A 26,311-nucleotide genomic window follows, 5' to 3' on the forward strand; every position below is an offset into this window, starting at 1 on the left:
TTAGCGATCAGATACTTCCCAGCGTGGGTTGATCCATGGTTCCTGATTGGATCGCGCCAGCGGAGTACGACCCAGAATATGATCCGATGCCTTTTCGCCAGTCATGATCGACGGGCCGTTGAGGTTGCCGTTGGTGATGCGCGGGAAGATGGATGAATCCGCAACCCGCAACCCCTCAACGCCAATAACCCGGCATTCTGGATCAACCACTGCCATTGGATCGTCAACTGATCCCATTTTGCAAGTTCCGCAAGGGTGGAATGCACTTTCCACATGCTCGCGAATGAAATTGTCGATCTCGTCATCAGACTGCACATTCGCGCCGGGCTGGATTTCCGCGCCGCGATAAGGGGCAAATGCGTCCTGTCCGAAAACTTCGCGTGTCAGTCGCACGCAATGACGGAAATCGGCCCAATCATCCTCATGCGACATATAGTTGAACTTTATGACAGGCTTTTCGCGTGGATTAGCCGAGCGCAGTGTAACACTGCCGCGCGACTTGGAGCGCATCGGTCCGACATGCGCCTGAAAGCCGTGCGATTCTGCAGCCGCTTTGCCGTCATAGCGGATCGCGACCGGCAGGAAGTGGTATTGGATATCCGGATATTCCACGCCCGCTTTAGAACGCACAAAGGCTGCGGATTCGAAATGGTTTGTCGCGCCGTCGCCGGTTTTGAAGAACAGCCATTCCGCACCAATCTTGGCTTTGGAAAACAGGTTGAGCTTGGAATAAAGCGTGATCGGCTGCGTGCATTCCTGTTGGATATAGACTTCCAGATGATCCTGCAGATTTTGCCCAACGCCGGGGCGATCAGCCACGACCTCAATGCCGTGCTCTTTAAGCTGCACAGCAGGGCCAATGCCTGAAAGCATAAGCAGCTTTGGCGAATTGATGGACGATGCAGCGATGATAACTTCGCGGCGTGCGCGGATAGTCGAGAAAGTACGGCCCGCTTCGATTTCAACCCCGACCGCGCGCTTTCCTTCCATCACGATTTTTCGCGCTAAGCCTTTGACGAGCTTCACATTGGGGCGCTTGAGGGCAGGTTTCAGATAGGCATTGGCCGCAGACCAGCGACGTCCATTATGGATCGTCTGCTCCATCGGGCCAAAGCCTTCCTGCTTCTCGCCATTATAATCGTCAGTGACTTCAAAGCCCGCCTGATGCCCTGCATCCACGAAGGCCTTGAATAGCGGGTTATCGCGACGACCGCGCTGAACATGCAGCGGACCATTGGTGCCGCGCCAGCCTTCCTGTCCGCCGTGGGAATTTTCCATCCGCTTGAAGTAGGGCAATACATCGGCATAGGACCAGCCGCGCGCGCCACTTTCCGACCAGTGATCGTAATCGCGTGCGTGCCCGCGCACATAGACCATGCCGTTGATGGATGATGATCCACCGACCACCTTGCCGCGTGGGGTAACGAGGCTGCGCCCGCCGATATGAGGCTCTGGTTCGGTGGAAAAGCCCCAGTCATAGGTTTCCATATTCATGGGGAAGGAAAGGGCGGCTGGCATCTGAATCAGCGGGCCAATGTCCGGGCCGCCAAATTCAATGACAATAACCGAGTGCCTGCCATCTTCCGACAACCGGTAGGCCATAGCCGAACCGGCAGAGCCGGAGCCAATAATAACGAAATCCGCTTCCATCTTATTTCTCCGCCGAAAGCTGAACAGCGATGTAATCTTCAACAAGGGCAATTGCCGATGCCGCATTTGGCGCGTCGGCACCAAGGGCATGGCGGATATAAAGCCCATCGATCAGCGCACCTGCGCCTTCGGCAATACGGTTGGCGCGCTCGTGGCTGGTCAATTGTTCCAGCGCGAAGACGAAGTTTGAATGCAGGCGGCGCGCATAGATGCGCAAAAGCCGCTTTGTGTCTTCGGATTGCTGCGCATGAACATAGAAGGTCAGCCAGGCTGCAATCGTCTCCTGCGCAAACTGCGAGGCGGAGAAGTTAACCGCGATGATGGCCGCAATACGCTCACGCGGAGTTTCTGCAAGCTTCACGGCGGCGTTCAAATCGCTTCCGAGCTCACGCAAGAGATGGCGCATGGTGGCCAGGATCAGCTTGTCTTTGCCGCCAAAATAGTGATGCGCAAGCGCGGGCGATACGCCTGCTTCATGGGCGATCTGCGCAACAGTGACGTCCAACGAACCACGCTGGCCGATAGTACGGATGGCGGCATCGATCAGTTCGCGCCGCCGTAGGGGTTCCATCCCGATCTTAGGCATAATCGTCATCCGGGTTGAGGGCTGTTAATCCCTATTTTAACTTTGATTGATTGGTCAATCAATAAAAACTCGGCGTGCACTAAAATACGGATTTCTATCCGGTTGCACGCGTGTTCAGACTGTGGGCTTGCGGGGCGCGAGCGCTCTGCATACATTCAGATGATGAGCAGAGCTTTCACCAAAGAACAGGACGACGCCCCCATCGATCTCGGCGAGCGGCCCATCAGTCCGCACCGCAATCTCGTCACGCCGAATGGTTTGAAGATGATTGACGACGAGCTTGCACGGCTTCACCGCGAACTGGCCGAAGCGAATGTTGCAGGCGAGCGCTCAGCGATTGCCCGCGTTTCGCGTGATTTGCGCTACTGGACTTCGCGACGTGAAACCGCAGAACTATCCGTGCCCGAACCGGACAGTGACGTTGTACGCTTTGGCATGACGGTGGAGCTGGAAAACCTCGACGAAGGCGGCGTGCGGGTCTGGACCATTGTTGGCGAGGACGAGGCCGACCCCGCCAATGGCAAAATCTCCCACGTCTCGCCCGTGGCCATAATGCTTTTTGGCAAGCCGGTGGGCGATGTGCTGAAAATCAACGGCAGAGACTGGGAGATTGTGGCTGCATCGGTGTGATTTACAGCCACCCCTTCCTTCGGAAATAAAACAGTGGCAGCAAAGCTGAGGCCACCATCAAGCCAAGCGCCATCGGATAGCCCCAGGGCGAGTTCAGCTCCGGCATGAATGAGAAGTTCATACCATAGATGGATGCGACGAGAGTTGGAGGCATGAAGCCCACCGCCGCAACCGAGAAAATCTTGATGATCGCGTTCTGCTCGACAGAGATAAGCCCGACAATCGTATCAAGCAGGAACGTGACCTTGTTGGACAGAAAATCCACATAGGCGACCAGCGACTGCGCATCGCGTTCCAGTGATTTGACCCATGAGCGCGTGTCTTTCTTGGTCGCAACCGGGCTGTTGATCGCAGAGAGATAAACCAGCATTCTGCTGATGCCTGCCAGACTTTCGCGCATTCGCGATAGAAACGTACCCTGTCCACCGATCTGCGTGAGGATGTGCCGGAAATCCTCAGTCGTCATTGGCCGTGCCTTGGGCTGGCGACGATAGATCGAATGCGATGCCGCATCAATCTTGCCTGCAACGCCTTCCAGAATATCTGCCAGACGATTGGTGGTGGCCTCGATTATGCCGAGCATGATTGAAAGGCCGGAGCATTTTGCATTCGGGATCAGGCCGTTGCCCGGCTTTGTCGCGCGCGTGATGTAAATGCTGACTGATTTCGGATCGGCATAGCGAACCGTTACCAGCCGCTGTCCATGCAGAATGAAAGTGACAGGTGCGAGTTCACGATGATCGAGATCCACCGCATGAAGGATCGGTACAGTCAGATATTGCGCGCCGTTCTCCATATAGAATCGGCTCGATTCCTCGATTTCCGTCATGTCTTCACGGGTCGGGATCGAGATGCCGGTCCACGCCTCAACGATATGATCTTCATTGACGCCGGGTGCGAGAAGGTCAATCCAGATAACGTTTTCAGGAAGGGGATTGCCCGGCTCAACCTCGACGCGGTCGAGATGGTCTCCGTTAAGGCAGTAAAGAGTAATCATGCGGCACCCGGTTGCGAAGGCTTCATTCTAGCGTGCCACATTGCGCGATAATTGTTAACGGAATGCGGCAGATAAGGTTAAAGCAGATTGCGCGTCGCATGTAATCCACATTGACACGCGAGATTATGACATATAATTCATCAAGTCATCCGATGACTTTGGTGATCTATGGAAACACTCTCAAGAAAAAGCCTTGCCGATGCTGCGGAACAGTCCATCCGGGCTGAGATCACGGCCGGCAATTGGCGCGTGGGTGAGCAATTGCCCAATGAAGCAAGCCTTTCCGCGAAACTTGGGGTCAGTCGTGGCACTGTGCGCGAAGCCGTGCGTGCGCTGGTCGCCCAAGGGATGCTGGAAACGCGGCAGGGTTCCGGAACCTATGTCCTGTCGGCGGCAGACATGCGCCGCAGCCTTGACCGCATTCGCCATACAAGTTTGCGTGACCGCTTTGAAACGCGGGCAGCGCTTGAGGCGGAAGCTGCACGACTTGTTGCTCAACGAGCGACACCGGCAATGATCCGCCATCTTGAAGCGATGCTGGAGCAGCGCAACAAGCGTGCGGAAACAAGCCGAACCGATTTTGTTTCGCGAGATTTTGCCTTCCATGAAGCAATCGTCGCGGCATCGGGCAATAATGCGCTTATCGAGGTCTATGCCTTCTTTTCCCAATCCATCCGGGAATCAATAGAGGCGACGCTCGATGGAGAGCTGCCGGAACCCGATCACGAAGAACACAGCGCCCTAATTGAAGCTATCGCCACTGGTAATCCCGACCTGGCAAGCGAAGCAGTGCGTCGATTTATGGCGCCCCTAATCAAAGAACTTGAAAGGCTGTTGGCATCATGAGCCACACAAACAATGTTTCGTTGCAGGCAGCAACGGAAGAAAATCCGGCACACAATGCGGAGCCTTTTGTTGATGCCGAGGCCGACAGCGTGCCGCAACCCGCTGCACAACGCCTGCCGAGCCAAGCTTTGCGCGTGTTGCTGGGCTTAAGTCTGGTGTTGATTGCTGCCAATCTGCGTCCGGTATTTTCAAGCGTTTCGGTCCTCCTTCCAGAAATCATCGACGCAACCGGCATGTCCGGTTTTGCTGCTGGCTTACTAACGACATTGCCCGTGGTCTGTTTGGGCGTATTCGCACCTTTCGCGCCGAGACTGGCCCAGCGCTACGGTGCCGAGCGCGTCTTATTGTTTGTTCTGATTGTCTTGACCATCGGTACGGCAATCCGCGGCATTGGAAGCCAGGCGTCACTGTATATTGGTGCGATACTGGCTGGTGCGGCCATCGCTACCGGCAATGTGTTACTGCCGGGGGTCGTAAAGCGGGATTTCCCTAAAACCGCTGCGATTATGACCGGCTTTTATACGATGGCACTTTGTGGCGGAGCAGCCGCTGCTGCCGGGTTCACAATTCCGATTGAGCATATGCTCGGCGGTTCATGGAACCTTGCACTGGCTTTCTGGGCAATTCCAGCAGCGCTGGTTCTCGCACTTTGGCTGCCGCAGGCGCTGCGTGCGAAGCACAATGTCGCGCATTCTGGTTTTAAGGTTGTCGGGCTTTGGAAAGACAAGCTCGCCTGGCAGGTCACGCTGTTTATGGGCCTTCAATCCTCGATGGCTTATGTCGTTTTTGGCTGGCTTGCGCCAATTCTGCGAGAGCAGGGGCTGAGTGCTACGGCAGCTGGCGGCTTGGTTTCATTTTCGATCATGGTGCAGGTCGTGACCTGTCTCGCGATCCCATCGATTGCGATACGCCAAAAGAGCCAGAGCCTGCTTAATGTGGTGCTTTGCATCAGCGCGGCGTTGCCTTTGATGGGCTTCCTTTATCTTCCGCAATGGAGCTTCTGGATTCTGGCCATTGTGCAGGGCTTTGGGCAGGGCGGTTTGATCGCTGCCGCTATGATGGTGATCGTGTTGCGCTCACCGGATTCACATACGGCAGCTCACCTGTCCGGCATGGCGCAATGCGTCGGCTATACATTAGCGGCTATTGGTCCGCTCGTTGTTGGCATGATCCATGGTGCGACAGGAAGCTTTGCCGCCTGCGGTATATTCTTTGCAGCTCTTGGCTTGGGAGCAGCCATCAATGGCTGGGGTGCCGGGCGTACCCGTCATGTCGGCGTGACGGTCATAAAAGAAGCATAAAAAAAGCCCCGGAAAACCGGGGCTTTTTCTTTGGTGCGTCAAATTTATACGAACTGGCCGAGGCCTGGGATCGAGCCGACAACGGCGTCGACTGGTTCAGCACCAGCCTTTTCCTTGGCAAAACGGATGGTTTCCTTGGCAACGCCGGAGATTTCACCCATACCGAGGCCAGCGCCCATCAGCTGCGAGCCGAGACCCATCACGCCGCCCATCAGGCCGGAAAGCAGACCGCCACCCTTGACCTGCGAAATGGCTTCTTCAGCGCCTGGGAAAGCTGCCAAAAGCTGCTGTACTTTATCAGCCGGGCCTTCCTTCTGCAGAAATGCCAAAATCATGCCAACAGCCTTTTCAGCAGTTGCTGCATCGATGCCAACATTGGAGGTGATGCGCGCGATCAGTTCGTCCATGAGAGTCTCCCAAATTTCTTACGTTTACGTAATATGCATTCTCATTGGCGCTTTGCAAGCTTTCCTGATTTAAAATATTCGCATTTTTCTGTGACCGCATGACGCCAAAATTGCACATCAATGGATAAAATGGCTTAATCATTGTTGCAGGGCGGTAGTGCTAGTATATCGTAAGGGAGCAAACCTTTTACGGAGCGACCTGCCTGATGACTGCTGATGATGCCATTTTCCTTGGTGCAAGCCGCAAACCAGATGATTCCTACCAGCAGCCTGAATATCTGGCGCTGAAATATGGTAACAGGCATGGCCTCGTTACCGGTGCGACAGGTACTGGTAAAACGGTCACGCTGCAGGTTCTCGCCGAGAGCTTTTCGGCGGCTGGCGTTCCAGTCTTCTGTGCCGATATCAAGGGCGATCTTTCCGGCATCGCCGCCAAAGGTGTCGTCAATGACAATCTGACCAAGCGCGCAGAGGAAATTCAACTCAACCCATATGAGATGCGCGCATCTCCCGTTATTTTCTGGGATATTTTTGGCGAGCAGGGCCATCCGGTCCGTGCCACGATCTCCGAAATGGGGCCGCTGCTGCTCTCGCGCCTGATGAACCTGACCGATGCTCAGGAAGGCGTTCTTAACGTTGCTTTCCGTTTGGCCGATGAAGAAGGCCTGCTACTGCTTGATCTCAAAGATTTGCAGGCGATTCTCGCGGAAATGGCCGAACGTTCTGCTGAGCTTTCTGCAAAATACGGTAACGTCAACAAGGCGTCGGTTGGTGCGATCCAGCGCTCGTTGCTCGTGCTTGATCAGCAGGGCGGCTCCAAATTTTTTGGCGAACCCGCCCTTCGTATCGCTGATCTGATGCGGACGACGACCGACGGTCGCGGTGTTATCAGCGTGCTCGCAGCCGACAAGCTGATGATGAGCCCGCGCCTTTATTCCACTTTCCTTCTCTGGCTCATGTCGGAACTCTTCGAAGAACTTCCCGAAGTGGGCGATCCTGACAAGCCGCGTCTGGTCTTCTTCTTTGATGAAGCGCATTTGCTGTTCGATGAAGCGCCGAAGGCGCTGGTCGACCGCGTCGAGCAGGTGGTTCGTCTGATCCGTTCCAAGGGCGTGGGCGTTTATTTTGTGACGCAGAATCCGCTTGATGTGCCAGAAACTGTGCTCGCACAGCTCGGCAATCGTGTTCAGCACGCGCTCCGTGCTTATACGCCACGCGAAACAAATGCGGTGAAGACCGCTGCCGATACGTTCCGTCCAAACCCGGATTTCAAGACGTTTGAGGCGATCACCAGTCTTTCAACCGGTGAAGCACTGATTTCGACCTTGCAGGCCAAGGGCGTGCCTTCGATGGTGCAGCGCACATTGATCCGCCCGCCATCGTCGCAGATTGGCCCACTGACGCCTGAAGAACGGGCGAAAATCATTGCCGCAAGCCCTGTCTCCGGCCAATATGATCAGACAATCGACCGCGATTCAGCGTTCGAAATGCTGGCGCGCAAAGCGCAGGCAGCAGTCGACGCCCAGCAGAAGACGAAGCAGGAAGAGACCGGTGAAGGCGGCGGTATTTTTGGCGATCTGTTGGGAACTGCGCTTGGAACTGGTCGTCGATCTGGCCGTCAGACAGTTGCAGAAACGGCCATGAAATCAGTGGTTCGTTCTGTCAGTACGTCACTTGGACGTGCGCTTGTGCGCGGCATTCTTGGCAGCTTCAAGCGCTGATAGATAATGGTCTAAAATGAAAAAAAGCCCCGGTTTTCCGGGGCTTTTTTTGTATCTCGTAAATTCTGGATTACATAACCAGAATAGGCGATTTCGGTGGAACACGGTTGTAAAGATCGATGATATCCTGGTTCATCAGGCGTACGCAGCCCGAAGAAACGGCCTTGCCGATCGACCACCATTCAGGATTGCCGTGCAGACGATAGATCGTGTCCTTGCCATCCTTGAAGATGTAAAGAGCGCGGGCGCCGAGCGGATTCTTGAGACCTGGAGCCATGCCGCCGTTGCGCGAGCTGTATGGTTCGAGTTCTGGCTGGCGGGCAACCATTTCATCCGGTGGCGTCCAGCGTGGCCATTCGCGCTTGTACTGGATGACTGCGCGGCCCGACCATGCAAAGCCGTCGCGGCCGATGCCGACGCCGTAGCGCATTGCCTGTCCATTGCCCAGCACCAGATAAAGGAAACGGTTTGCCGTATCCACGACGATTGTGCCTGGCATTTCGCCAGTTGGATCCTGAACGACCTGGCGAAGATAGCGCTTGTCCATCTTCTGGATCGGAATGGCCGGTAGCTGAAAGCCATTGTCTTCTACAGCGGCATACATGGATGCCCAGCTTCCATAAGAAGCATCGACATTGGCCTGAGGGGTCCTGTTGATAGGATTGCCATTGGCATCAACATCAATGATTGGAACATTCTGCCCCAACTGAGCGCAACCGGCGAGGCCGGCCGCCGCTGTTGCTGTCATGGCCGTCAGAAAGGAACGGCGGGTAAGGGTCGTTTGCATATGAAAACCATTTTAGTGGCGGGAGGATTTTTAGATACAACGGTTAGGGTTAATGAAGTGCGACCAACTGGTTGTGATAATCGCAGATTCTGCGGCTATAACGGCGTTAGACGCGTTTTGTTGCGGGCAAAACGCCCGATAATTGTGGCTCTCAGCCGTTCGTAATAAGGCCTAAAAGTGGCTGAAGCGCTGCAACGGGCCTCGTGTTGCCGTTGCGACACAATTTTAGCCGCAACAGGCGGTTGTCACCCAATTTGCGTTGTTCAAGTTTTAGTGAGATTCAGTCGAGCAGTTGCAGGCTCGGCAGAATGAGGGCAGGCGGATATTGCTTATACTCGTCGGGTTGGTTGGACCGGTTGATCCAGACCGCGCGCATTCCGAATCGTGCGGCCCCAGCCACATCCCACCGATTGGACGATTGAAACGAAATCGCCGACGGATAAAGCCGCCATTGCATCGTGATGAGTTCATAGACTGACGGTGACGTCTTATAACGCCTGACGCTATCGGCAGAAATGACATCATCAAGCAGGACATCGAGTGCAGAGGATTTGACTGCCGCTTCAAGCATAGCGGGCGAGCCATTGGACAAAATAGCCAGCCGCGCTCCCCGGCTTTTCAGGCTTTTGAGGGCCGCTGGCACTTCTGGATAACAGTCTAGCTTCCAGTATGCTTCAAGCAAATCGTTGCGAAGTGCCGGATCGACAGATGGATAACGTGCAAAGGCGAAATCCAGTGCTTCTTCCGTGAGCTTCCAGAAATCGCGATATTCGCCCATCAGACTGAGCGTCCACGAATATTCGAGTTGCTTGGTGCGCCAGAGCAGGGAGAAGGCCGCGCCATCCGGTCCCGCTTTATCTTCATGCCTACGCACGGCGGAATGCACATCGAACAATGTGCCATACGCGTCGAAAACATAGGAACTATGGGACACCGATTTTCTCCGTTCGTGCATCAATCTCAAAAAAAGTAAAGTGAACCCTATCCTCATGCAATTTCAATAATAATTCATTGTGATGGGCGCTAAATTTAGAACATCCGGCATTGCCGCCTGCGGCATTGCGGCCTATGTAGATTGCGCACGCAAGTTTCCGGGTATGTGTTCGCACTGCCCCACAGTAGCTGCCTATTGTAAGCTGAAAGACAGAGGAGAGTTCCAATGGCCTTTGAACTGCCCGCCCTTCCGTACGATTATGACGCACTTGCTCCGTTCATGTCGCGCGAAACCCTCGAATTCCACCACGACAAGCACCATCAGGCTTATGTTACCAATGGTAACAAGCTGCTCGAAGGTTCCGGCCTTGAAGGCAAAAGCCTCGAAGAAATCGTCAAGGAAAGCTTCGGCAAGAATCAGGCGCTCTTCAACAATGCTGGTCAGCACTACAACCATCTCCATTTCTGGAACTGGATGAAGAAAGACGGCGGCGGCAAGAAGCTGCCAGGCAAGCTTGAAAAGGCTGTTGAATCCGATCTCGGCGGCTACGACAAGTTCCGCGAAGACTTCATCGCTGCTGGCGCTGGTCAGTTCGGTTCGGGCTGGGCATGGCTGTCGGTTAAGAACGGCAAGCTCGAAATCTCGAAGACCGCAAACGGTGAAAGCCCGCTGGTTCACGGCGCAACGCCAATCCTTGGCGTCGACGTATGGGAACATTCCTACTACATCGATTACCGCAACGCGCGTCCGAAGTACCTCGAAGCTTTCGTTGATAGCCTCGTAAACTGGGATTACGTCCTGGAGCTTTACGAAAAGGCATAATTTGCCTTTCGGTAATGACAATGAAGAGCCCCGCGAAAGCGGGGTTTTTCTTTGCTTAGAAAAAGTTCAATCGCCATTCGGGCTTAACCCAAACCCATGAGTCATACGCATGGTTTTGGGTGCAAGGGACCGGTGGGTCAGGAAATGCTTGAATTTAAAAGATGAGTATTAATATCAAGTAATATCCTTTTTATATAGTGATAATCTTGAATGCCTCCATGATTAAACAATAGTATTTATATCAAGTTTTTCACGTTGTCGTGAATGCGCTGTAATAATCGATATAAACTCGGAGTGTTACTTCTGAGAGGTGGGATTTATTCGGCGTCTTTGTTGCAAAGACTGAGATTGTATCGGATATTTTTACCAAGGGACGATCGTTGTTCAATTTTTAGATGCGGAGGATCGCATGCGTTCATTTTTTCTCGCCGTCAGTTCAGTGGCTCTTTTGACTGCCGGTGTGGCACATGCCGATGCTATTGCAGATCGTCAGGCAATCATGAAAGACATGGGCCGTTCAGTTGGACAGCTCGCGCCAATGGTGAAGGGTGATAAGCCTTTCGATGCGGCAGCCGCTCTGGCAGCCCTTGAAAAGATCGATGCGGACGCAAAGAAGTTCGACGTTGATACCCTGTTTCCTGCAGGTTCCGATCAGGGCGACACGGAAGCTTCTCCAAAAATTTGGGAAAACAAGGAAGACTTCGTCAAGCACGTCGAAAAATTCCGCTCTGATGCAGCCGCAGCGCTCGCGGCCAAGCCTGCTGATCTCGATGCGCTGAAGCCAGCCTTTCAGCAGGTTGCCGCCAATTGTGGTTCCTGCCACCAGGCTTATCGCGTGAAAAAGAACTGACAAGAGCATCTGAGCCAATAGCGCGAAGCCTCTACGGGCAGATAAGTCTACTGACTGATTTCTGATCCCGGTTCGATGCATCGGATAATGCGCAAACAAAGGGATAGGGCGGTTTCAACAATTCTACCTAAATAGAAACCGCTCTAGCAGAACAATGGTCCGTAAACTCGCATATGCTGCCGGCGCGATAGTCATCGTTGGTGCCGCCACCTTTTGGGTGCTGACGACGCCTCAGACGGTGGATCAGTCGGTGATTGCAGCTTTGCAGCCAGGTGATGCGACAAAGGGCGAGCATGTGTTCTGGGCAGGGGGCTGTGCTTCCTGTCACGCTGCTCCCGGCGCGTCGGGTGACGACCGCAAGGTTCTTACCGGTGGACATGAACTGGTTTCAGATTTTGGCACATTCATTGCGCCTAACATCTCTCCGTCAGCGCAGGGCATCGGTAACTGGACCCTGCATGACTTTGCAAATGCAATGCTGAAAGGTGTCGGGCGGGCAGGGGAACACCTTTACCCTTCTTTCCCTTACACATCCTATGAAAAGATGCAGCCGCAGGATGTTGCAGACCTTTTCGCCTATATGAAAACCCTGCCTGCGTCGGATAATGTGGCACCACCCCATAAGCTGAGCTTCCCATTCAATATCCGCCGTGGATTGGGTCTTTGGAAGCAGCTTTACCTTTCCGATAAGCCGGTCGTTGAACTGGCAAATGCATCCGATCAGGTGAAGCGCGGTCAATATTTAACGGAAGCGCTTGGCCATTGTGGCGAGTGCCATACGCCGCGTAATGTCATTGGCGGGCTTGATGATAAGCAATGGATGGCCGGTGCGCTTTCACCCGAAACGGGAAGCGATGGTCGCAAGGGTGTCGTTCCCAATATTACCTCTGGTGAAGGCGGTATTGGCGAATGGGGCGAGAACGATATCGCCTATGCGCTGCAAAGTGGCTTCACACCGGATTTCGACTCACTCGGCGGATCGATGGCCGATGTCGTTGCCAATATGGCGCATCTGACAGACGCAGATCGCGACGCGATTGCTGCATATCTCAAAGCCATTCCGGCGCATTCAAACGGCTATCCGTCCAATCGCTAGAGCATAATTCCTTAAACTTGAGTCAGTTTAAGATGAAATTATGCTCTAGTTTAAAGTGTTAGAGCGACCTTTGCGCGCCTGTTCAGGCGCAAGGCGCTCTAATTACCGCTTCGTACAGCGAACAACTGTTGCGGCACCGGCATTGGTGTATTTGCTCTGCATTGTGTAGAGCCAACCTTTACACTCAGCCATTGTCTTGAAGCAGCGGAAGCGATCAATCGGCACCAGCCCATCGCCATCGCTGACAAATGGTGAATCGTCTACACCGCTGAACTGACCGACAATAACGCCGCTACCGCGTGGTGGCGTATTGCAACGTTGACCCGCAAATTCGCTGACGTTTTTGCGGACTTGTGCGTTGGCGGCCGATACTGACGGTAGTGCTACAAAAGCGGAAACCAGTAAACCCAATGCGGCCGTTGAAACGGTGAAGCCCTGACGCAACATGGAACACTCCCACTATTTGAAGTTATTCAACTAGAGCGGTTTTAGCGAATGCTGAGTCATTGAAACCGCTCTATCTATTTGTTCTTACGCATTTCCAGACGCAAAATCGGTTCCCACTTTTGCTGGAACGCTCTAAGAAGATTATACGCCATTTGGTAAAGTTTTCTAATCTCAAATTTTCTTACAAGTTCCGATATTTGTTCACTAAATTAGGCTTAAGAACGAAAGTACGTTCACTTCTTAAGTATTAATCTTGTTGACGAAAGGCATCGTTATTTATAGACAGCAGCACGGTTCCGGCACCTGCCGCCTGCAGACGAATGTCTCGGTGAAGCCCGGCTTTTGATATCTTCACCCTCGAAGCATTTCGTTGGTGGTAATGCAGGCACCCATCGCAATTGAAATGTGATTTGAGGAGTCTGTGATGTCTTCGGGACAATCACTCGATAATCGTTTTCTGCACGCTTCTCCGGGGCGTGTGTTTCTGACCAATGTGCTGCCCATGACGCTCATCATGGTGATGAACGGCTTGCTGAGCGTGGTCGATGCAATCTTCCTGGGCCATTTTGTTGGTGCCAGAGCCATGGCTGCAGTCAGTCTGGTCTTCCCGGCAATTATGCTCACAATTGCCATGTCAACGCTGGTCAGCGGCGGCATGTCGAGCCAGATGGCAAGGCAGCTTGGTGGCCGCAGGATTTCAGAGGCGGAAGCAACCTTTGCACGCGCTCATGGTCTGGCACTCATCATCGCGTTGGGCTTGATTGCGCTATTTTTTCTGGTTGGACGCCCGCTTATCAATGGTATGGCGGACGGCGATATGGCGCTTGCAGAAATGGCATATCTCTTTCTGTTCATCACCATTCTAGCGTTGCCGCTTCAATTTGTCCTTGGCCTTCATGCCGATGCATGGCGCAATGAGGGGCGAGCTGGCCTGATCGCGATAATGTCGGTCTGCGTGACGCTCGCCAATATTGCACTGAACTACATTTTCATTGCGAATATGGAGCTTGGCATTGCTGGATCGGCTTTGGGTACGGTTTTTGCTCAAACTCTTGGCTTGTTGTTGCTACTTGGATTCAGGCAATTCAAGCAGGGTACGATTTCGCTCAATGCTTTGTGGCACAACTCCTGGGTCGGCGGTTGGGGACGTATCGCGGGTCTTGGGGCTCCGCTGAGTTTGAGCTTTATTGGCATTGCGTTGAGCACTGCCTTTGTGATCAGCGCGCTTCGTTTTTCCGAAGGCTCGGACTATGCGTTGAACGTTGCGGCTTATGGCATTGTAATGCGGATATTCGGCTTCACATATCTGCCTTTGATGGCTGTAGCGCTCGCAATGCAGAGCATCGTCGGCAACAATGTGGGTGCGGGTCTTTATCAGCGCTCGGACACTGTTTTGCGCATCGCGCTAACAACAGTGTTCGTCTATTGCCTCATCATCGAGATCATTGTCCTGATGGTCAGTAATTCCATCGGCTTGATCTTTGTGGACGACCTTGCAGTGAGTGAAGCGGTGGCACAGATCATCCGCCCAATGACCTATGCTTATCTTTTCACCGGGCCCGTTTTGGTTTTTGCGCTTTATTTTCAGGCCATTGGGCAGCCCGCACGCGCAGGACTTCTGACATTGAGCAAGCCGTTTGTGCTTCTGCCTGCTTTCGTAACAGTGCTTACAGCATTCTGGGGCGTTAATGCGATCTGGTTTGCATTCACGCTCGCAGATACGGTGATTGCGCTCATAGCTTTCGCAGTTCTGATTGCTGCTTTGAAGAAGCGGACATCGACAGGCGGGCTAGGGCTGTCACCTGCAGCGAAGCTCGCAACGGAACGTTACAGCGGTTCCAGTTAAAAATGAATCGTTGGAACCGCTGTAACTGTTTGTTTTTACGCATTATCCGACGCAAAACCGCTTCGCACTTTTGCTGAAAATGCTATAAAAACGAAAACTCCCGCCGGATTTTCATCCGGCGGGAGTTCCAATTTTCTTGCATTTATCGATAAGCCGTCAGGCTTTTCCGACCGCTTTCAACGCAAAAGCATAAGTGTAGGCAACTTCTTCCAGTCGGGAGAAGCGACCCGAGGCACCGGCATGTCCGGCATCCATATTGATGCGGAAAAGAACCGAATGATCGTCCGTCTTAAGCTCACGCAGTTTTGCAACCCACTTGGCAGGTTCCCAATAGGTCACACGCGGGTCGGTCAGACCAGCCACAGCCAGAATGCGCGGATAGGCTTGCGCGCTGACATTATCGTAAGGCGAATAGGCTGCGATGTTGCGATAATCGGTTTCCGAGGTGATCGGATTGCCCCATTCCGGCCATTCAGGCGGCGTCAGCGGCAAGGTATCATCAAGCATGGTGTTGAGCACATCCACGAACGGAACTTCCGCAATGATACCACCAAAGGCTTCCGGTGCCATGTTGGCGATAGCGCCCATCAGCATGCCGCCTGCCGAGCCGCCATGGGCGACAATGCGATCATGGCTGGTGAAACCATGCGTGACGAGGTGTTTTGCTGCCGCGATGAAATCCGTAAACGTGTTGGTCTTTTTTTCACGTTTGCCGTTTTCGTACCATGCAAAACCCTTGTCCTTGCCACCACGAATATGCGCGATGGCATAGACGAAGCCGCGATCCACGAGCGACAGACGCGAGGTGCTGAAGCTTGCCGGGATGGTGATGCCGTACGAACCATAGCCATAAAGCAGGCAAGGGGCCGAGCCGTCGAGCTTTGTATCCTTATGATAGATCAGTGAAACGGGCACCAGTTCACCATCCGTTGCGGGAGCGAGAACGCGCCGTGTGATGTAGTCAGCAATATTATGGCCTGATGGAACTTCCTGCGTTTTGAGCAGTGCGCGTTCACGCGTGCGCATGTTGTAATCGAACAGCTGCTCAGGCGTGGTCATCGAAGAATAGGAGAAACGAATAACATCCGTATCGTATTCCGCGCTGCCATGCAGGCCGAGCGAATAGGCTTCTTCGTCGAATGCGATGGCGTGCTGCTCGCCTGTTTCGCGATCGCGAATAACGATGCGCGGCAAGCCATTGTCACGCTCCATCCAGACCAGATGCCGCTTATAGGCGGAGTGCGACAGGATCAGGCGTCCCGGCACTTCCGGAACCAGCTCTTCCCAGTTTTCAGGCTGCGGTGCCGAAGCCGGTGCACGCATAATCTTGAAGTCTTTGGCGCCATCAACATTGGTCAGAATGAAGAACTCATCGCCACCGGGCGCGATATCGTATTCAACGCCTGTTTTACGAGCCATGATCAGCTGCGGTTTTGCAGATGGATCATTTGCAGGCAACAACCAGCATTCCGAAGTCTCGTGATCATGAATATCGATGAAGATGAAGTCATCGAGTGCCGAGCCACCAACGCCAAGGAAGAAACCAGCATCCTTTTCTTCAAAGATCAGCTTGTCCTGCGTCTGCGCTGTGCCGATCTCATGGTAGAAGACCTTGGATGGTCGGTGATTTTCATCCAGCAAAGTATAGAAGAAACCTTTGCTGTCAGCATCCCAGCTGCCACCGCCATTGGTATCTGTCAGAATATCTTCGAGATCCGACATGCTGTCGAGGTCACGTACCTTGAGCTTGTAGAACTCTGATCCCTTGTCATCATACCCCCAGATCAAACGATTGTGATCGGGCGAATGATCGGCAGATGCGAGGCGGAAATAGGCTTTGTCTTTCGCTTCCTTGTCGCCGTCGAGCAGAATGGTTTCATCACCGCCATCGCGCGGGGTGCGAATGAAGTAAGGCTGCTCGCCGCCGGTCCGGAAGGACATGCCGTAAGCATAGGGGCCATCCTTTGAAGGAATGGATGAATCGTCTTCCTTGATGCGACCGCGCATCTCGGCAAAAAGCTGCTTCTGCAGTGCATCTGTGTCCTGCATCAACGCAGTCTGATAGGCATTTTCTGCCTCCAGATGCTCGCGGATTTCGGACGCCAGAACGGATGGGTCTTTGAAAACTTCCTGCCAGTTGTCAGCGCGGAGCCAGGCATAATCATCGGTGCGGGTGATGCCGTGGCGTGTGTCGCTCGCGGGGTGCTTTGGTGCTTTTGGTGGCTGAGGAAAATTGGTGTCGTGTGGCATGTAAAATCCAGTAAAAAGCAAATGAAATCAGTCCGAACCGTTGTGCCGGTCCGGACTGTGAAGCACAGGAATTAATCCTGATCGAAGATCAGTGCATTGCCGTTCATGCAATAGCGCAGGCCGGTTGGCGGAGGGCCGTCCGGGAAAACGTGACCCAGATGTGCATCGCAATCCGAGCAACGAATTTCCGTGCGGTTCATACCGTAGGAGTGATCTTCAAATGCTGAGACGGCATCTGGTTCGATCGGCTGAAAGAAGCTCGGCCAGCCAGTGCCGGACTCGTATTTCGCTTCCGACTTGTAGAGTGGCCGGTCACAGCAAACACAACGATAGGTGCCGTGTAAGGAGCTGTCGAAGTTCGGGCTTGAAAAAGCGCGTTCCGTGCCGTGCTGACGGGTGATCTGATACTGGATCGGCGTAAGCTGTTCGCGCCATTCCGCATCGGTCTTCACAACCTTCAATGGGCGGGTTTGATCGGTAGAGCTAGACATCTATATCTCCTCTCTTGAGCGAAGCCGTATGGATTTGAATGCGGCACAGTGCAAACGGACATAAACTCTTCAATATATTGTTGAATTGCTTGTGCGCTTAGATGCCTGCATGTGCTCTGCGTTTCGTAGCGATTATATAGTTGGTGGATAAGCCAAATGCGAGCTGATCTGAATGAAATATATTTTAATTATGCCTTTTTGCTGCCCGACTCCCTGTTCATGGTCGCAATCAATAAATTGTGTTTGTAGTGGCTTGGGTAAATAGACTTGGCAGAAAAAAACTATTGCTTATGTGTGAGCTACAAATTAATGAAGCTGCGGAAAAGAGATGCAAATCCCCCCATCTTTAAGAATATATGGCTGAGCTGAAAATAGCGTCAAACGCGTTTGGCTACAGCATAATTCCTTAAACTTGAATCAGTTTAAGGTAAAGTTATGCTGTAAATATAGATTGTTAGAGCGACCTTTGTGTGCCCAAGAGGGCGCACGACGCTCTAGTCTGAACGGTAATTGGTTTTTTGTGTTTAAGTACATTGTATTTGCACAACCAAGAAGAAATCAATTCCATTAATGTAATGTGGTTTGACAATTCTATTGCAAATGGCACTATTCATTGGTATTCGCATCGCGAAATGAGTTGGGCAGGGCATAAGAATTCGCGTAGACGGCAATCGGTTTTGAGAGTCGCAGTCTGCTTGATAAAAAGCAAAGACAAAAAAAGGAAATACAATGGAAAACCCTGAAATTTACGACGAAAGCGCAGAACTGCTTCTCAGCCTTACTGCTGATGTTGTTGCTGCTTACGTCGGAAACAACTCCATTCGTGCGAGCGAACTGCCTCTCCTGATTTCGGAAGTGCATTCTGCTTTCAAGCGTCACGTTGAGCGTGAAGAAGCTCCGGTCGTTGTTGAAAAGCCGAAGCCAGCCGTCAACCCAAAGAAGTCGGTTACTGACGATTACATCATCTGCCTGGAAGATGGTAAGAAGTTCAAGTCGCTGAAGCGTCACCTGATGACTCATTACAGCATGACGCCAGAACAGTACCGTGAAAAGTGGGATCTCGATCCTAACTACCCAATGGTTGCTCCAAATTATGCTGCAGCACGTTCGCGTCTTGCAAAGAAAATGGGTCTGGGCCGCAAGCCTAAGGACGCATAATTATAGCATTTCCAGCAAGAGTGCGAAGCAGTTTTGCTTTGGATAATGCGTAAAACCAAACAGTTACAGTGGTTCCAACGATTCAGTCTGAACTGGAGCCGCTGTAATCAAATCCTGGTATCGGAAGCTTGTGTTTCGATACTGACATGCCATTTGTTTGATGATGGCTCGGAACGCATGAGGTAACCGTCATGCTCTCCGGGCCATTATTCATTTGAATTTATAGCATCGACTTTTGCTTTGCTTTTATCCCGCATAGCCGGTCCAAAGCCTGTTTTAATGCAATATGTCGATTAAGATCATAGCTCCAGTGTCCGCGCATACCACGAAGGCGTTCGCGTTCGATAAGGCGGTTTAGGCGGCCTTTTGCCTGCAGCTGCTCCTCAACTGGGGCGCGGAGAAGCTTATCCATATCAATCCCTGCTATGATTTGCAGCGCTGCGCGTTGTATCGCGCTCATGCGCTCTTCGTTGCGCGCGTTCAAAAAGGTTTGGGTTGCTTCTCTTAGGACTAATTCCATTATCATACTCCTCGTCGGCTTAATTTTGTGCCGAAAGGATCGCGCATTTCGTAGTTTGATGGATAAATTCCTATTATTTTTAATTTTATTAGACGTGGTATCAAATTTCTGTTGTAAAAAACTTATCCACGCTTGCAAATTCCTCACTATAAGAAGATATTCCTATTACGGTGAGGAAAGATGAATGTCTTTGGAACTAACAGATATCATCCATACCCGGGCTGAAGCTCTTGAGGCTTTGAAGGTGATTGCGGCGCGACACGGTCGAGCCCTCAGGATAGATAATTCTGGTCGTGCGTTAGGTCGCAGGCGCCAGGAAAAAAGCGTGGAACTCTGTGACGCGTTGATCGATTTGTTGTCGGCACATTTTTCTGTAAGCGGCGCTGAATTGCGTTCACCGCTAAGATGCAGAAGAGAAGTAGCACAGGTCAGACAGATCGGAATGTATTTGGCGCACACATCGTTTGGAATGGTGATGAGCGAGGTTGCGTGTGGGTTTTCGAGAGACAGGAGCACCGTTGTTTATGCGTGCCATCTTGTTGAAGACAGACGTGATGACGAAGATTTTGATGCAGTGGTTTCCACACTTGAAAAGGTTGTGAATTCAGGGTTCTCGGCTTGGAGGATGGCAGCATGAGTGTGGGGTTATCAGCTTCTGAAACAAGATTGGTCCGCTTTTTAAAGCAGGGCGGCTGCGAAATGCAGGATTCCGTTCGCGAAACGCATGTATTGCTGGTTGGCGAGCAGGGAACTATTGCCGCAACGCGTTTCGAGATCGGTGAAATGCAGAAGCGCGGCGTCATCATCTGTGATGGCCAGCGCCTGGCTCTCTCTGGGCCAATCCGCAAGGTCGCTGCAAAATGTGTCAAACCAGCAAAGACAGCACGGGTCAGTCAGACAATTGAAACGGAGCAGGGGGAGACTGTTGAAATTAATCCAGCCGAATCTCCGCTCGCAAAGCTTTATCGCCTTAGAAGTGCCGATGGTTGCAGCTTCATTTCTGAGGACGAGTTTCGGGCAGGCGAGCGCTTAAGGGCTGATTTCACGCGCGGTTCTTTAATGCCTTCGATTTCTGCGCGATGGGATGCAAGTGTGGGCAATTCGGGTCGTTCCGGTCCCGGCGGGATGGCCGAGCTGACTGATATTGCACTGGCGAGCAGAATCCGTGTGGAGCGTGCGCTGGAAGCGGTTGGCCCCGAACTTAGCGGGGTCTTGATTGATATCTGTTGCTTCCTGAAGGGATTGGAAACAGTCGAGCGTGAGCGTCAATGGCCGGTGCGTTCAGGGAAGATGTTGCTAAAAATGGGGCTGGCAATGCTGAATAGGCACTATAATCCGCCGCGCGCAGTCGAACATAGGTCGCCGACAGTGCTGCATTGGGGTGCGGACGATTATCGTCCGACTGCTCGTCCCAACCAGGGTTGAATTGGGGGTGCTCATTTTGACCGCATTGACCCTTTGAAGACTTTGAACAACAAAGCATTAGCAGCGGGGGTGAAAATGCAAAGCAATCGGCAGAGTCTTGAACGAGTTCTTGCAAAGCTTGAAGCTCGAGCGAAAACCGAACGTGTCTTCGTTAAAATTTATGCTGAAACCGCGCGTAATGAAGCCGATGCCGCTGATCAGCGCATCAAAGAAGGACGTTCCCGCGGACCTCTGGACGGTCGGATTGTATCGATCAAGGATCTATTCGATGTAACTGGCGAGCCAACGCTCGCTGGTTCCATCGTGCGTAAAGTTGGATCACCTGCCACCAATGATGCCCTCATTGTGCAACGTTTGAGAGATGCGGGCGCGATCATTGTCGGTAAAACGCATATGACGGAATTCGCCTTTACTGCAGTCGGATTAAATCCCCATTACGGCGTGCCAGCCAATGCAGTGGACCCAACGCGCGTTCCTGGTGGTTCATCGTCGGGGGCGGCAGTTTCGGTTGCAGAAGGCACGAGCGAAATCGCCATAGGTTCAGATACTGGCGGATCTGTGCGAATCCCTGCCGCTTTGAATGGTATGGTTGGCTTTAAACCAACCGCTAAACGCATTCCGCTGGATGGCGCATTTCCACTGGCCCCTTCACTTGATTCTATCGGCCCTCTGGCGAAGACCGTTGCCGATTGTATTCTGGCGGATGCGATAATGGCTGGCGAAGCGCCCGTTCTGCCTGATGCTGCAGATTTGAGCACGCTGACGGTTGGCTTGCCGGAAGGCGTGCTCTTGGCTGATATGGAGCCGGAAGTAGCAGAAGCTTTTGGTGAGGCGTTAAACGCTCTCAAAAATGCGGGCGTTAGGATCGTCTCGCTTGAGGTCAACGATCTTATTTTAGAGCTGCGCAAAGCAGCACGGATTGGTTCGATTGCCGGTATTGAAGCAAGCCATGTTCATGCTGACACCTGGCTCAAAGACCCGGATGCAAATGTCGATCATCGGGTGAAGTACACGCTTGCAGAACGCTTGAATGTCTCAGATCAGGCATATGAAGAGCTGATGCAGACGCGGAAAAATCTGGTTCAGGAAATGGACCGGCGATTGGGTGGCCTGGATTTCTTCGTAACCCCCACGACGCCAATTGTTGCGCCGACGATTGCGTCTGTCAGCGAAGATCCAGTTGAATATGACCGCGTTGAAGGATTGCTGCTGCGTAACACGCAGATCGCCAATCAATTCGACCTTTGCAGCATCACTCTGCCGATGCCGGTTAAAGGAATGCCAGCAGGATTCATGCTGACAGCCCGAAATGGTGCAGACAAGTTGTTGTTTGCTGCAGCTCTTGCCGTCGAAAAGTTGCTAGAGCGCCTCCCGAAAAGTGGGAACCGGTTTTCGGAATAAGATGCGCGTAAAGACAAACAGATAAAGCATCTCCAATGATTCAATCTGAACAGGAAATGCTTTAGGCTGAGACTTTCAATGCTGCCGCATCGCGGCGGATGCGCGCGACCATGGAGCGAAGGCCATTTGAACGCTGTGGCGTAAGATGCTCATCAAGTCCGAGCTTCTTCAGCACCTCTTCCGGATCGGAAGCGACGATTTCAGACGCTTTACGACCGGAATAGAATGCAAGCACAATAGCGACGAGACCGCGGACGATATGGGCGTCAGAATCGCCGAGAAATTCGACAACCGGATCATTGCCTTCATGTGGAATAGTCTTCAGCCACACCTGGCTGACGCAGCCTTGAACCTTATGCGCCGCGTCACGGGCATCATCTGGATAGGCTGGCAATTCCTTACCAAGATCAATCACATAGCGATAGCGGTCTTCCCAATCGTCGAGAAATTCGAAGTCGGAGATTATGCTGTCGATTGTGGTGGTCATGATATTTGCTCAGATTTGATCCCGGATATGCCGTCTATATAGGGATAAATGTGACAAAGGTCACGGAAAAGCATCACTTGCGTGCGGGAATTGCACCTGTAGAAGAATGATCAAGTGCGCGCAGTGCTTCAGCGCGTGGCGTAGGGATGGGAATGACATGGAGTACGCTTTTCGTGGGCTGCTCCGTCGTTGTGTCCTGCGTTACAGTAACTGGCACCGCAGTCTGCGGCTTTGTGCCGAAGCGATCGCTTAAAAATTCAAGTACTCCGCCGCTGCGTTCCAGCACACCGCTCGCGGCACTGGAAAGAACAGACGCGCCGTTTTCACACAAAGCAGGATTGTTTACGCAAAGCTTGCCCAGTTCCAGGGCCGTTTTGCCATTATTGAGCAATTGGTCAATCGAATCCGGCTCCGCTTTGGTTTGAACCGGAGCGCTGTTCTTCGTCGATGTGTTTTCCTGATCCGCAGGAAAGAAGTGCGGCATCACCATGAATGCCAGCGACAGCCAGATTGCGGATTTGATGAGAAAACGGATCATTAGCTCAAAAATGTTGATCGGAAGCTTCGGGGCTATTCTCTACGGAATTTGAAAAGATTCCGTAACTGACGGATTCGACGCATTCATGACATGAAACAAATGCCGAGAGCCGAAGGCCTTGATGTCACTTGTCTACCTTCTGTTTACCATAGTGAAAAAACCCGGCCTCTGAACCGTCAGATTTTGGCTCAATGGACGCAACACGGCTCAGTTTTATCGTTTCTTTAAAGCCTCACCTGCAATTCTACTGTCGACGGGCTGATCTCTGATGGTGAAGCCAAACGAGTATTGAGTGAGTAAGGCAAGTTGAGCGCCATTCTTTTGAACGCAGCACAGATCGTAGGCACGCAGGTGCAGGCGCTCGCGCGTTTTCACGAACGTTTCTGTCAGCGCTGGACTGAGCAATCAGACGCGTCTGCGATTCGCGTCGTCGGCTCATTCATGCTTTTCCCGGTTCTTTTGTTTGCTGCGGTACTCGCATCCGGCGTGGTGACTGATGTTGCAGCCATAGCCGTTCTCGCGGCGAGCCTTGCAGGCGTTGCCATGATTTTCTGTGCTCTGAGCCTGATGGGCTTGAGTGCCGCAGTCCTTGGTGGTCTGAATTTTGCCGCCTATGGCGCAGGGCTGGTTTCAATTGCCGCCTTCGCGAATACCAGCAATGTCACGCTTTGGCTTATGGCTGCAGCTTTGCCGTTGGAAGCATGGTTTGTGAGCCGCAAGCCTATGGCAATACTTGGCGGCGCAGCTGTTGCGGCTTCCGTACTAAGTGCGTTTGGGTTGATCGGCGGCGCCACCGTTGCTGGTGTATCGTCGGTCTCGTTGCTTGTTTTGATGCTTTACATGGCGAGCCTCGTTGCGCGCAGCTTCATGATCCGAAGCGCGATAACAGCGGCGCCACAGACTTTGCACAAGCCTGTCATTGCTGAAGGCGATGTGCAGCTTTCGATGGATGCTGAAGGTATTGTATCGGAAATTGATGCGAAGTCTGCCGCCGTTCTGGGCGTTGAACCCAAGATGCTGGAAGGCACGGCACTGATTGATCGCGTTCATGTGGCTGATCGCGTGCAATATTTGTCGCTTCTCGCAGACCTGCGCTCGTCGCGCACTGCCCGCGCAGCAGATATTCGTCTGCGCACACTTGAAAACGGTAGTCCGGTCTTTCTGTCATTCCGCATGGATGGTGCGGCTATGAATGGCGTGATCACGCTGATCGGCCGTTCGCTTGAAGGTGAGCAGAAGCTCATTGAGGAAATCAATGCGCTGAAGGCGCAGCTTGAAGCGGAACGCATCGGCAAAGGTCGATTGCTCGCAACTGTCAGCCACGAGCTGCGTACGCCGCTCAATTCGATCATCGGCTTCTCCGATATGCTGTCGCATGAAATGGGATGCCAGCTGCAGAATGAAAAGCAGCGTGAATATGCCGGTCTCATTCACAAGTCGGGCCACTATCTGCTCGAGCTGGTCAATTCGGTCCTTGATAATTCAAGGCTGGAAACCGGCACGTATCGGATCGAACCGCAGAGCTTCAGCTTCCGTGATGCTGCTGAACTGTGTGCAGCAGTTATGCTGCCGCTCGCTGAAAAGAAGGGTCTTGCCTTCTGTCATCGTGTGAACGCGACAACCGGGGAGGTCGTTGCTGACCGCCGTGCAGTACAGCAGATTTTGCTTAATCTTGCTGCCAATGCGGTGAAGTTTACCGAGACTGGTGGCTGCGTCACCATCGACGCTACCCGCGTCATGATTGATGGACGCCCACAGTTGGAAATCATCGTTGCCGATACGGGTATCGGTATCGAACCGGAAGATATGCAGCGCATCGGATCGCCATTCGTGCGAGCTGACAATAACTATACGCGTGCGCAAGAGGGAAGTGGACTTGGCCTTTCAGTGGTCAAGGGGCTGGTCGAGCTTCATCAGGGCTCGATGACCATTAAGAGCTGTGTGGGTGAGGGAACGGTCGTAACTGTTCTTCTGCCGGTCGCAGGCCCGCAAAAACTGCTTGAGCAGGATTCTTTGGGAGAAGAAGACCAACAGAAGCTTGGCACGGTGATTGATATCCACCGTCACCAGGGAGAACGGATTAATGAGTGGCAGAAAGACGAAAACCGGGACCAAGGCCCAGAGCGGATCGATGCGCAAACCCGCAAAACGGCATAGTCTCGGTCGCCGCCTCCTTCAGTTCTTTTTCAATTCTGCTTCTAAACTGGCGATAGCTGCTGGCGAATTCATTGTGCGCAATCCCGTGCTGACCGGCGGCGCGACAGCCTTTGCTGTGGTGATGGGCTTTGTTTCAGCCAATGCGCTTTGGTACCAGCCAGAAGCGCACAATGCCGTCTTCTTTAAAACCCGTGCGGACTTTGTGTTCAAGGCAACGCCGCGTGCGGTTCTGCCGGGCACGGCTGCTGCCAACAAATCTGAGGAAACAGCACCTACCCAAACGGCAAATGCGGAAACACCCGCAACGGCTGAGACGAAGCCAGATCAGCAACCGACGGAAACTGCGGACCTGTCTCCTGATCGGCTGCAAACGACCGGCTCGATTGATGAAATGCTGCCCGCCCTTGCGCCAAATGCCGATATTGAAATTGCTCGACTGCAGCAAAGATTGCTGACGCTCGGCATCTATAAAGGTGCTGTCGACGGATTTACCGGTCCGCAAACACGCGAAGCAATTGAGCGTTGGCAGGCACTTCAAAAGAAGGTAGGCGTTCCGGCACAAAGTGGCGCGGTGCAGACGGCGAATGAAGATGATGTCGCGAAGGTGATTGATCTAGCGGTGCCGTCCCCAAGGCCTGAACCGGCAGTTTTGAAAATCGACGCATCAGCAAAACGTGCACCTGACCTTGCATCGCTGGAAAGCAAGCCGAGGCAGGAAAAGAAGCAGCTGGCTGCAGAACCTGCCGTACAGCAGCAGGCAAAGATTTCCTCGCAGGATATCGTGCGGGTGCAGGCTGGCCTCAAAGCCTTCGGCAACGAAATGGTGAGCGTTGATGGTGTTCCGGGTAAATCCACGCAGGACGCGATTCGCGAGTTCCAGAAGCTGTTCAATCTTCGTGTCACCGGCGAAGTGGATGCCGCACTGATTTCCAAGATGCGTGAAATCGGTCTCATCAGTTGATGC

At 52.8% G+C, this 26,311-nt stretch carries 26 protein-coding genes; 14 read left to right on the forward strand and 12 right to left on the reverse strand.

Going from position 1 to position 26,311, the window contains the following annotated elements; translation table 11 throughout:
• Complete coding sequence (gene betA / locus CEV34_RS10060; protein ID WP_007874104.1) at window positions 1–1,650, reverse strand: choline dehydrogenase; 1,650 nt, start codon at window positions 1,648–1,650, stop codon at window positions 1–3.
• 1 nt (window position 1,651) lies between these two features.
• The gene (betI, locus tag CEV34_RS10065; protein ID WP_007874105.1) at window positions 1,652–2,236 is read right to left on the reverse strand and encodes a transcriptional regulator BetI; all 585 of its coding nucleotides are present in this window, start codon (window positions 2,234–2,236) and stop codon (window positions 1,652–1,654) included.
• A gap of 162 nt (window positions 2,237–2,398) precedes the next feature.
• Between betI and CEV34_RS10070 the strand changes: the two genes are divergently transcribed.
• Window positions 2,399–2,866, forward strand: a complete 468-nt coding sequence (locus tag CEV34_RS10070) for a GreA/GreB family elongation factor (RefSeq protein WP_007874107.1) — start codon at window positions 2,399–2,401, stop codon at window positions 2,864–2,866.
• Between the two features lies 1 nt (window position 2,867).
• Here CEV34_RS10070 and CEV34_RS10075 read toward each other — a convergent pair whose 3' ends face one another.
• The gene (locus CEV34_RS10075; RefSeq protein WP_007874109.1) at window positions 2,868–3,863 is read right to left on the reverse strand and encodes a magnesium transporter CorA family protein; all 996 of its coding nucleotides are present in this window, start codon (window positions 3,861–3,863) and stop codon (window positions 2,868–2,870) included.
• A gap of 168 nt (window positions 3,864–4,031) precedes the next feature.
• Between CEV34_RS10075 and CEV34_RS10080 the strand changes: the two genes are divergently transcribed.
• Window positions 4,032–4,709 (forward strand): FadR/GntR family transcriptional regulator, encoded by a 678-nt coding sequence (locus CEV34_RS10080; protein ID WP_007874111.1) that lies wholly within the window; start codon window positions 4,032–4,034, stop codon window positions 4,707–4,709.
• The gene (locus CEV34_RS10085; RefSeq protein WP_094543547.1) at window positions 4,706–6,010 is read left to right on the forward strand and encodes a CynX/NimT family MFS transporter; all 1,305 of its coding nucleotides are present in this window, start codon (window positions 4,706–4,708) and stop codon (window positions 6,008–6,010) included. Before CEV34_RS10080 ends, CEV34_RS10085 begins: the two co-directional genes overlap by 4 nt.
• Window positions 6,011–6,054: 44 nt before the next feature.
• Here CEV34_RS10085 and CEV34_RS10090 read toward each other — a convergent pair whose 3' ends face one another.
• Entirely contained in the window at window positions 6,055–6,417 is a 363-nt protein-coding gene (locus tag CEV34_RS10090; protein ID WP_007874122.1) for a hypothetical protein, read from the reverse strand.
• Between the two features lie 206 nt (window positions 6,418–6,623).
• On the opposite strand from CEV34_RS10090, the gene CEV34_RS10095 reads away from it, so the two are divergent.
• Complete coding sequence (locus CEV34_RS10095; RefSeq protein ID WP_064320318.1) at window positions 6,624–8,138, forward strand: helicase HerA-like C-terminal domain-containing protein; 1,515 nt, start codon at window positions 6,624–6,626, stop codon at window positions 8,136–8,138.
• Between the two features lie 70 nt (window positions 8,139–8,208).
• On the opposite strand, the gene CEV34_RS10100 is transcribed toward CEV34_RS10095, so the two are convergent.
• Entirely contained in the window at window positions 8,209–8,925 is a 717-nt protein-coding gene (locus CEV34_RS10100) for a L,D-transpeptidase (RefSeq protein WP_007874129.1), read from the reverse strand.
• Window positions 8,926–9,205: 280 nt separating this feature from the next.
• A complete protein-coding gene (locus CEV34_RS10105; RefSeq protein WP_007874130.1) occupies window positions 9,206–9,859 on the reverse strand; it encodes a haloacid dehalogenase type II in 654 nt (217 codons plus the stop codon).
• 225 nt (window positions 9,860–10,084) lie between these two features.
• Between CEV34_RS10105 and CEV34_RS10110 the strand changes: the two genes are divergently transcribed.
• The 3 genes from CEV34_RS10110 (at window position 10,085) to CEV34_RS10120 (ending at window position 12,627) form a co-directional block, all read left to right on the forward strand.
• Complete coding sequence (locus tag CEV34_RS10110; protein WP_007874131.1) at window positions 10,085–10,681, forward strand: superoxide dismutase; 597 nt, start codon at window positions 10,085–10,087, stop codon at window positions 10,679–10,681.
• A gap of 409 nt (window positions 10,682–11,090) precedes the next feature.
• On the forward strand, window positions 11,091–11,531 hold the full coding sequence (locus CEV34_RS10115; protein WP_007874132.1) for a c-type cytochrome: 441 nt from the start codon (window positions 11,091–11,093) through the stop codon (window positions 11,529–11,531).
• Between the two features lie 154 nt (window positions 11,532–11,685).
• Window positions 11,686–12,627 (forward strand): cytochrome c, encoded by a 942-nt coding sequence (locus CEV34_RS10120; RefSeq protein WP_094543549.1) that lies wholly within the window; start codon window positions 11,686–11,688, stop codon window positions 12,625–12,627.
• A gap of 102 nt (window positions 12,628–12,729) precedes the next feature.
• Here CEV34_RS10120 and CEV34_RS10125 read toward each other — a convergent pair whose 3' ends face one another.
• A complete protein-coding gene (locus CEV34_RS10125; RefSeq protein WP_007874134.1) occupies window positions 12,730–13,074 on the reverse strand; it encodes a hypothetical protein in 345 nt (114 codons plus the stop codon).
• 424 nt (window positions 13,075–13,498) lie between these two features.
• Between CEV34_RS10125 and CEV34_RS10130 the strand changes: the two genes are divergently transcribed.
• Window positions 13,499–14,920, forward strand: coding sequence for an MATE family efflux transporter (locus CEV34_RS10130; protein WP_007874135.1), 1,422 nt, complete (start codon window positions 13,499–13,501; stop codon window positions 14,918–14,920).
• 156 nt (window positions 14,921–15,076) lie between these two features.
• On the opposite strand, the gene CEV34_RS10135 is transcribed toward CEV34_RS10130, so the two are convergent.
• On the reverse strand, window positions 15,077–17,170 hold the full coding sequence (locus CEV34_RS10135) for a S9 family peptidase (protein WP_007874137.1): 2,094 nt from the start codon (window positions 17,168–17,170) through the stop codon (window positions 15,077–15,079).
• 71 nt (window positions 17,171–17,241) lie between these two features.
• Entirely contained in the window at window positions 17,242–17,661 is a 420-nt protein-coding gene (gene msrB, locus CEV34_RS10140) for a peptide-methionine (R)-S-oxide reductase MsrB (protein WP_007874139.1), read from the reverse strand.
• A gap of 729 nt (window positions 17,662–18,390) precedes the next feature.
• On the opposite strand from msrB, the gene CEV34_RS10145 reads away from it, so the two are divergent.
• Entirely contained in the window at window positions 18,391–18,819 is a 429-nt protein-coding gene (locus CEV34_RS10145; protein ID WP_007874141.1) for a Ros/MucR family transcriptional regulator, read from the forward strand.
• A 220-nt stretch (window positions 18,820–19,039) separates the two neighbouring features.
• Here the strand turns inward: CEV34_RS10145 and CEV34_RS10150 are convergent, their stop codons facing one another.
• Window positions 19,040–19,342, reverse strand: a complete 303-nt coding sequence (locus tag CEV34_RS10150; RefSeq protein ID WP_039859592.1) for a hypothetical protein — start codon at window positions 19,340–19,342, stop codon at window positions 19,040–19,042.
• Window positions 19,343–19,529: 187 nt separating this feature from the next.
• Between CEV34_RS10150 and CEV34_RS10155 the strand changes: the two genes are divergently transcribed.
• The 3 genes from CEV34_RS10155 to CEV34_RS10165 all read left to right on the forward strand — a co-directional run bounded on the left by CEV34_RS10155 (window position 19,530) and on the right by CEV34_RS10165 (window position 22,165).
• A complete protein-coding gene (locus CEV34_RS10155; protein ID WP_007874145.1) occupies window positions 19,530–19,976 on the forward strand; it encodes a helix-turn-helix domain-containing protein in 447 nt (148 codons plus the stop codon).
• Window positions 19,973–20,764, forward strand: a complete 792-nt coding sequence (locus tag CEV34_RS10160) for a DUF6456 domain-containing protein (protein ID WP_007874149.1) — start codon at window positions 19,973–19,975, stop codon at window positions 20,762–20,764. Before CEV34_RS10155 ends, CEV34_RS10160 begins: the two co-directional genes overlap by 4 nt.
• Window positions 20,765–20,839: 75 nt before the next feature.
• A complete protein-coding gene (locus tag CEV34_RS10165) occupies window positions 20,840–22,165 on the forward strand; it encodes an amidase (protein WP_007874151.1) in 1,326 nt (441 codons plus the stop codon).
• Window positions 22,166–22,226: 61 nt separating this feature from the next.
• Here CEV34_RS10165 and CEV34_RS10170 read toward each other — a convergent pair whose 3' ends face one another.
• Window positions 22,227–22,652, reverse strand: coding sequence for a SufE family protein (locus CEV34_RS10170; protein WP_007874152.1), 426 nt, complete (start codon window positions 22,650–22,652; stop codon window positions 22,227–22,229).
• 73 nt (window positions 22,653–22,725) lie between these two features.
• A complete protein-coding gene (locus tag CEV34_RS10175; protein WP_007874153.1) occupies window positions 22,726–23,190 on the reverse strand; it encodes a hypothetical protein in 465 nt (154 codons plus the stop codon).
• A gap of 306 nt (window positions 23,191–23,496) precedes the next feature.
• Between CEV34_RS10175 and CEV34_RS10180 the strand changes: the two genes are divergently transcribed.
• Both CEV34_RS10180 and CEV34_RS10185 read left to right on the forward strand, forming a co-directional pair.
• Window positions 23,497–25,347 (forward strand): sensor histidine kinase, encoded by a 1,851-nt coding sequence (locus tag CEV34_RS10180; protein WP_007874154.1) that lies wholly within the window; start codon window positions 23,497–23,499, stop codon window positions 25,345–25,347.
• Window positions 25,322–26,308 carry a peptidoglycan-binding domain-containing protein gene (locus CEV34_RS10185; RefSeq protein ID WP_039859588.1) on the forward strand — a complete coding sequence of 329 codons (987 nt, stop codon included), beginning with the start codon at window positions 25,322–25,324 and terminating at the stop codon, window positions 26,306–26,308. Before CEV34_RS10180 ends, CEV34_RS10185 begins: the two co-directional genes overlap by 26 nt.
• Window positions 26,309–26,311: the final 3 nt, after the last annotated feature.

Source organism: Brucella pseudogrignonensis, from assembly GCF_002252525.1.
Taxonomy (GTDB): Bacteria; Pseudomonadota; Alphaproteobacteria; order Rhizobiales; family Rhizobiaceae; genus Brucella; species Brucella pseudogrignonensis.

Bases quoted from the DNA above. Each gene is read 5' to 3' on its own strand.
- CEV34_RS10110 (WP_007874131.1), top strand. From the start codon at position 10,085: ATGGCCTTTGAACTGCCCGCCCTTCCGTACGATTATGACGCACTTGCT.
- CEV34_RS10135 (WP_007874137.1), bottom strand. From the start codon at position 17,170: ATGCCACACGACACCAATTTTCCTCAGCCACCAAAAGCACCAAAGCAC.
- betA (WP_007874104.1), bottom strand. From the start codon at position 1,650: ATGGAAGCGGATTTCGTTATTATTGGCTCCGGCTCTGCCGGTTCGGCT.
- CEV34_RS10165 (WP_007874151.1), top strand. From the start codon at position 20,840: ATGCAAAGCAATCGGCAGAGTCTTGAACGAGTTCTTGCAAAGCTTGAA.
- CEV34_RS10100 (WP_007874129.1), bottom strand. From the start codon at position 8,925: ATGCAAACGACCCTTACCCGCCGTTCCTTTCTGACGGCCATGACAGCA.
- CEV34_RS10125 (WP_007874134.1), bottom strand. From the start codon at position 13,074: ATGTTGCGTCAGGGCTTCACCGTTTCAACGGCCGCATTGGGTTTACTG.
- CEV34_RS10090 (WP_007874122.1), bottom strand. From the start codon at position 6,417: ATGGACGAACTGATCGCGCGCATCACCTCCAATGTTGGCATCGATGCA.
- CEV34_RS10170 (WP_007874152.1), bottom strand. From the start codon at position 22,652: ATGACCACCACAATCGACAGCATAATCTCCGACTTCGAATTTCTCGAC.
- CEV34_RS10130 (WP_007874135.1), top strand. From the start codon at position 13,499: ATGTCTTCGGGACAATCACTCGATAATCGTTTTCTGCACGCTTCTCCG.
- CEV34_RS10095 (WP_064320318.1), top strand. From the start codon at position 6,624: ATGACTGCTGATGATGCCATTTTCCTTGGTGCAAGCCGCAAACCAGAT.
- CEV34_RS10160 (WP_007874149.1), top strand. From the start codon at position 19,973: ATGAGTGTGGGGTTATCAGCTTCTGAAACAAGATTGGTCCGCTTTTTA.
- CEV34_RS10175 (WP_007874153.1), bottom strand. From the start codon at position 23,190: ATGATCCGTTTTCTCATCAAATCCGCAATCTGGCTGTCGCTGGCATTC.
- msrB (WP_007874139.1), bottom strand. From the start codon at position 17,661: ATGTCTAGCTCTACCGATCAAACCCGCCCATTGAAGGTTGTGAAGACC.
- CEV34_RS10145 (WP_007874141.1), top strand. From the start codon at position 18,391: ATGGAAAACCCTGAAATTTACGACGAAAGCGCAGAACTGCTTCTCAGC.
- CEV34_RS10070 (WP_007874107.1), top strand. From the start codon at position 2,399: ATGAGCAGAGCTTTCACCAAAGAACAGGACGACGCCCCCATCGATCTC.
- CEV34_RS10185 (WP_039859588.1), top strand. From the start codon at position 25,322: ATGCGCAAACCCGCAAAACGGCATAGTCTCGGTCGCCGCCTCCTTCAG.
- CEV34_RS10115 (WP_007874132.1), top strand. From the start codon at position 11,091: ATGCGTTCATTTTTTCTCGCCGTCAGTTCAGTGGCTCTTTTGACTGCC.
- CEV34_RS10075 (WP_007874109.1), bottom strand. From the start codon at position 3,863: ATGATTACTCTTTACTGCCTTAACGGAGACCATCTCGACCGCGTCGAG.
- CEV34_RS10085 (WP_094543547.1), top strand. From the start codon at position 4,706: ATGAGCCACACAAACAATGTTTCGTTGCAGGCAGCAACGGAAGAAAAT.
- CEV34_RS10120 (WP_094543549.1), top strand. From the start codon at position 11,686: ATGGTCCGTAAACTCGCATATGCTGCCGGCGCGATAGTCATCGTTGGT.
- betI (WP_007874105.1), bottom strand. From the start codon at position 2,236: ATGCCTAAGATCGGGATGGAACCCCTACGGCGGCGCGAACTGATCGAT.
- CEV34_RS10080 (WP_007874111.1), top strand. From the start codon at position 4,032: ATGGAAACACTCTCAAGAAAAAGCCTTGCCGATGCTGCGGAACAGTCC.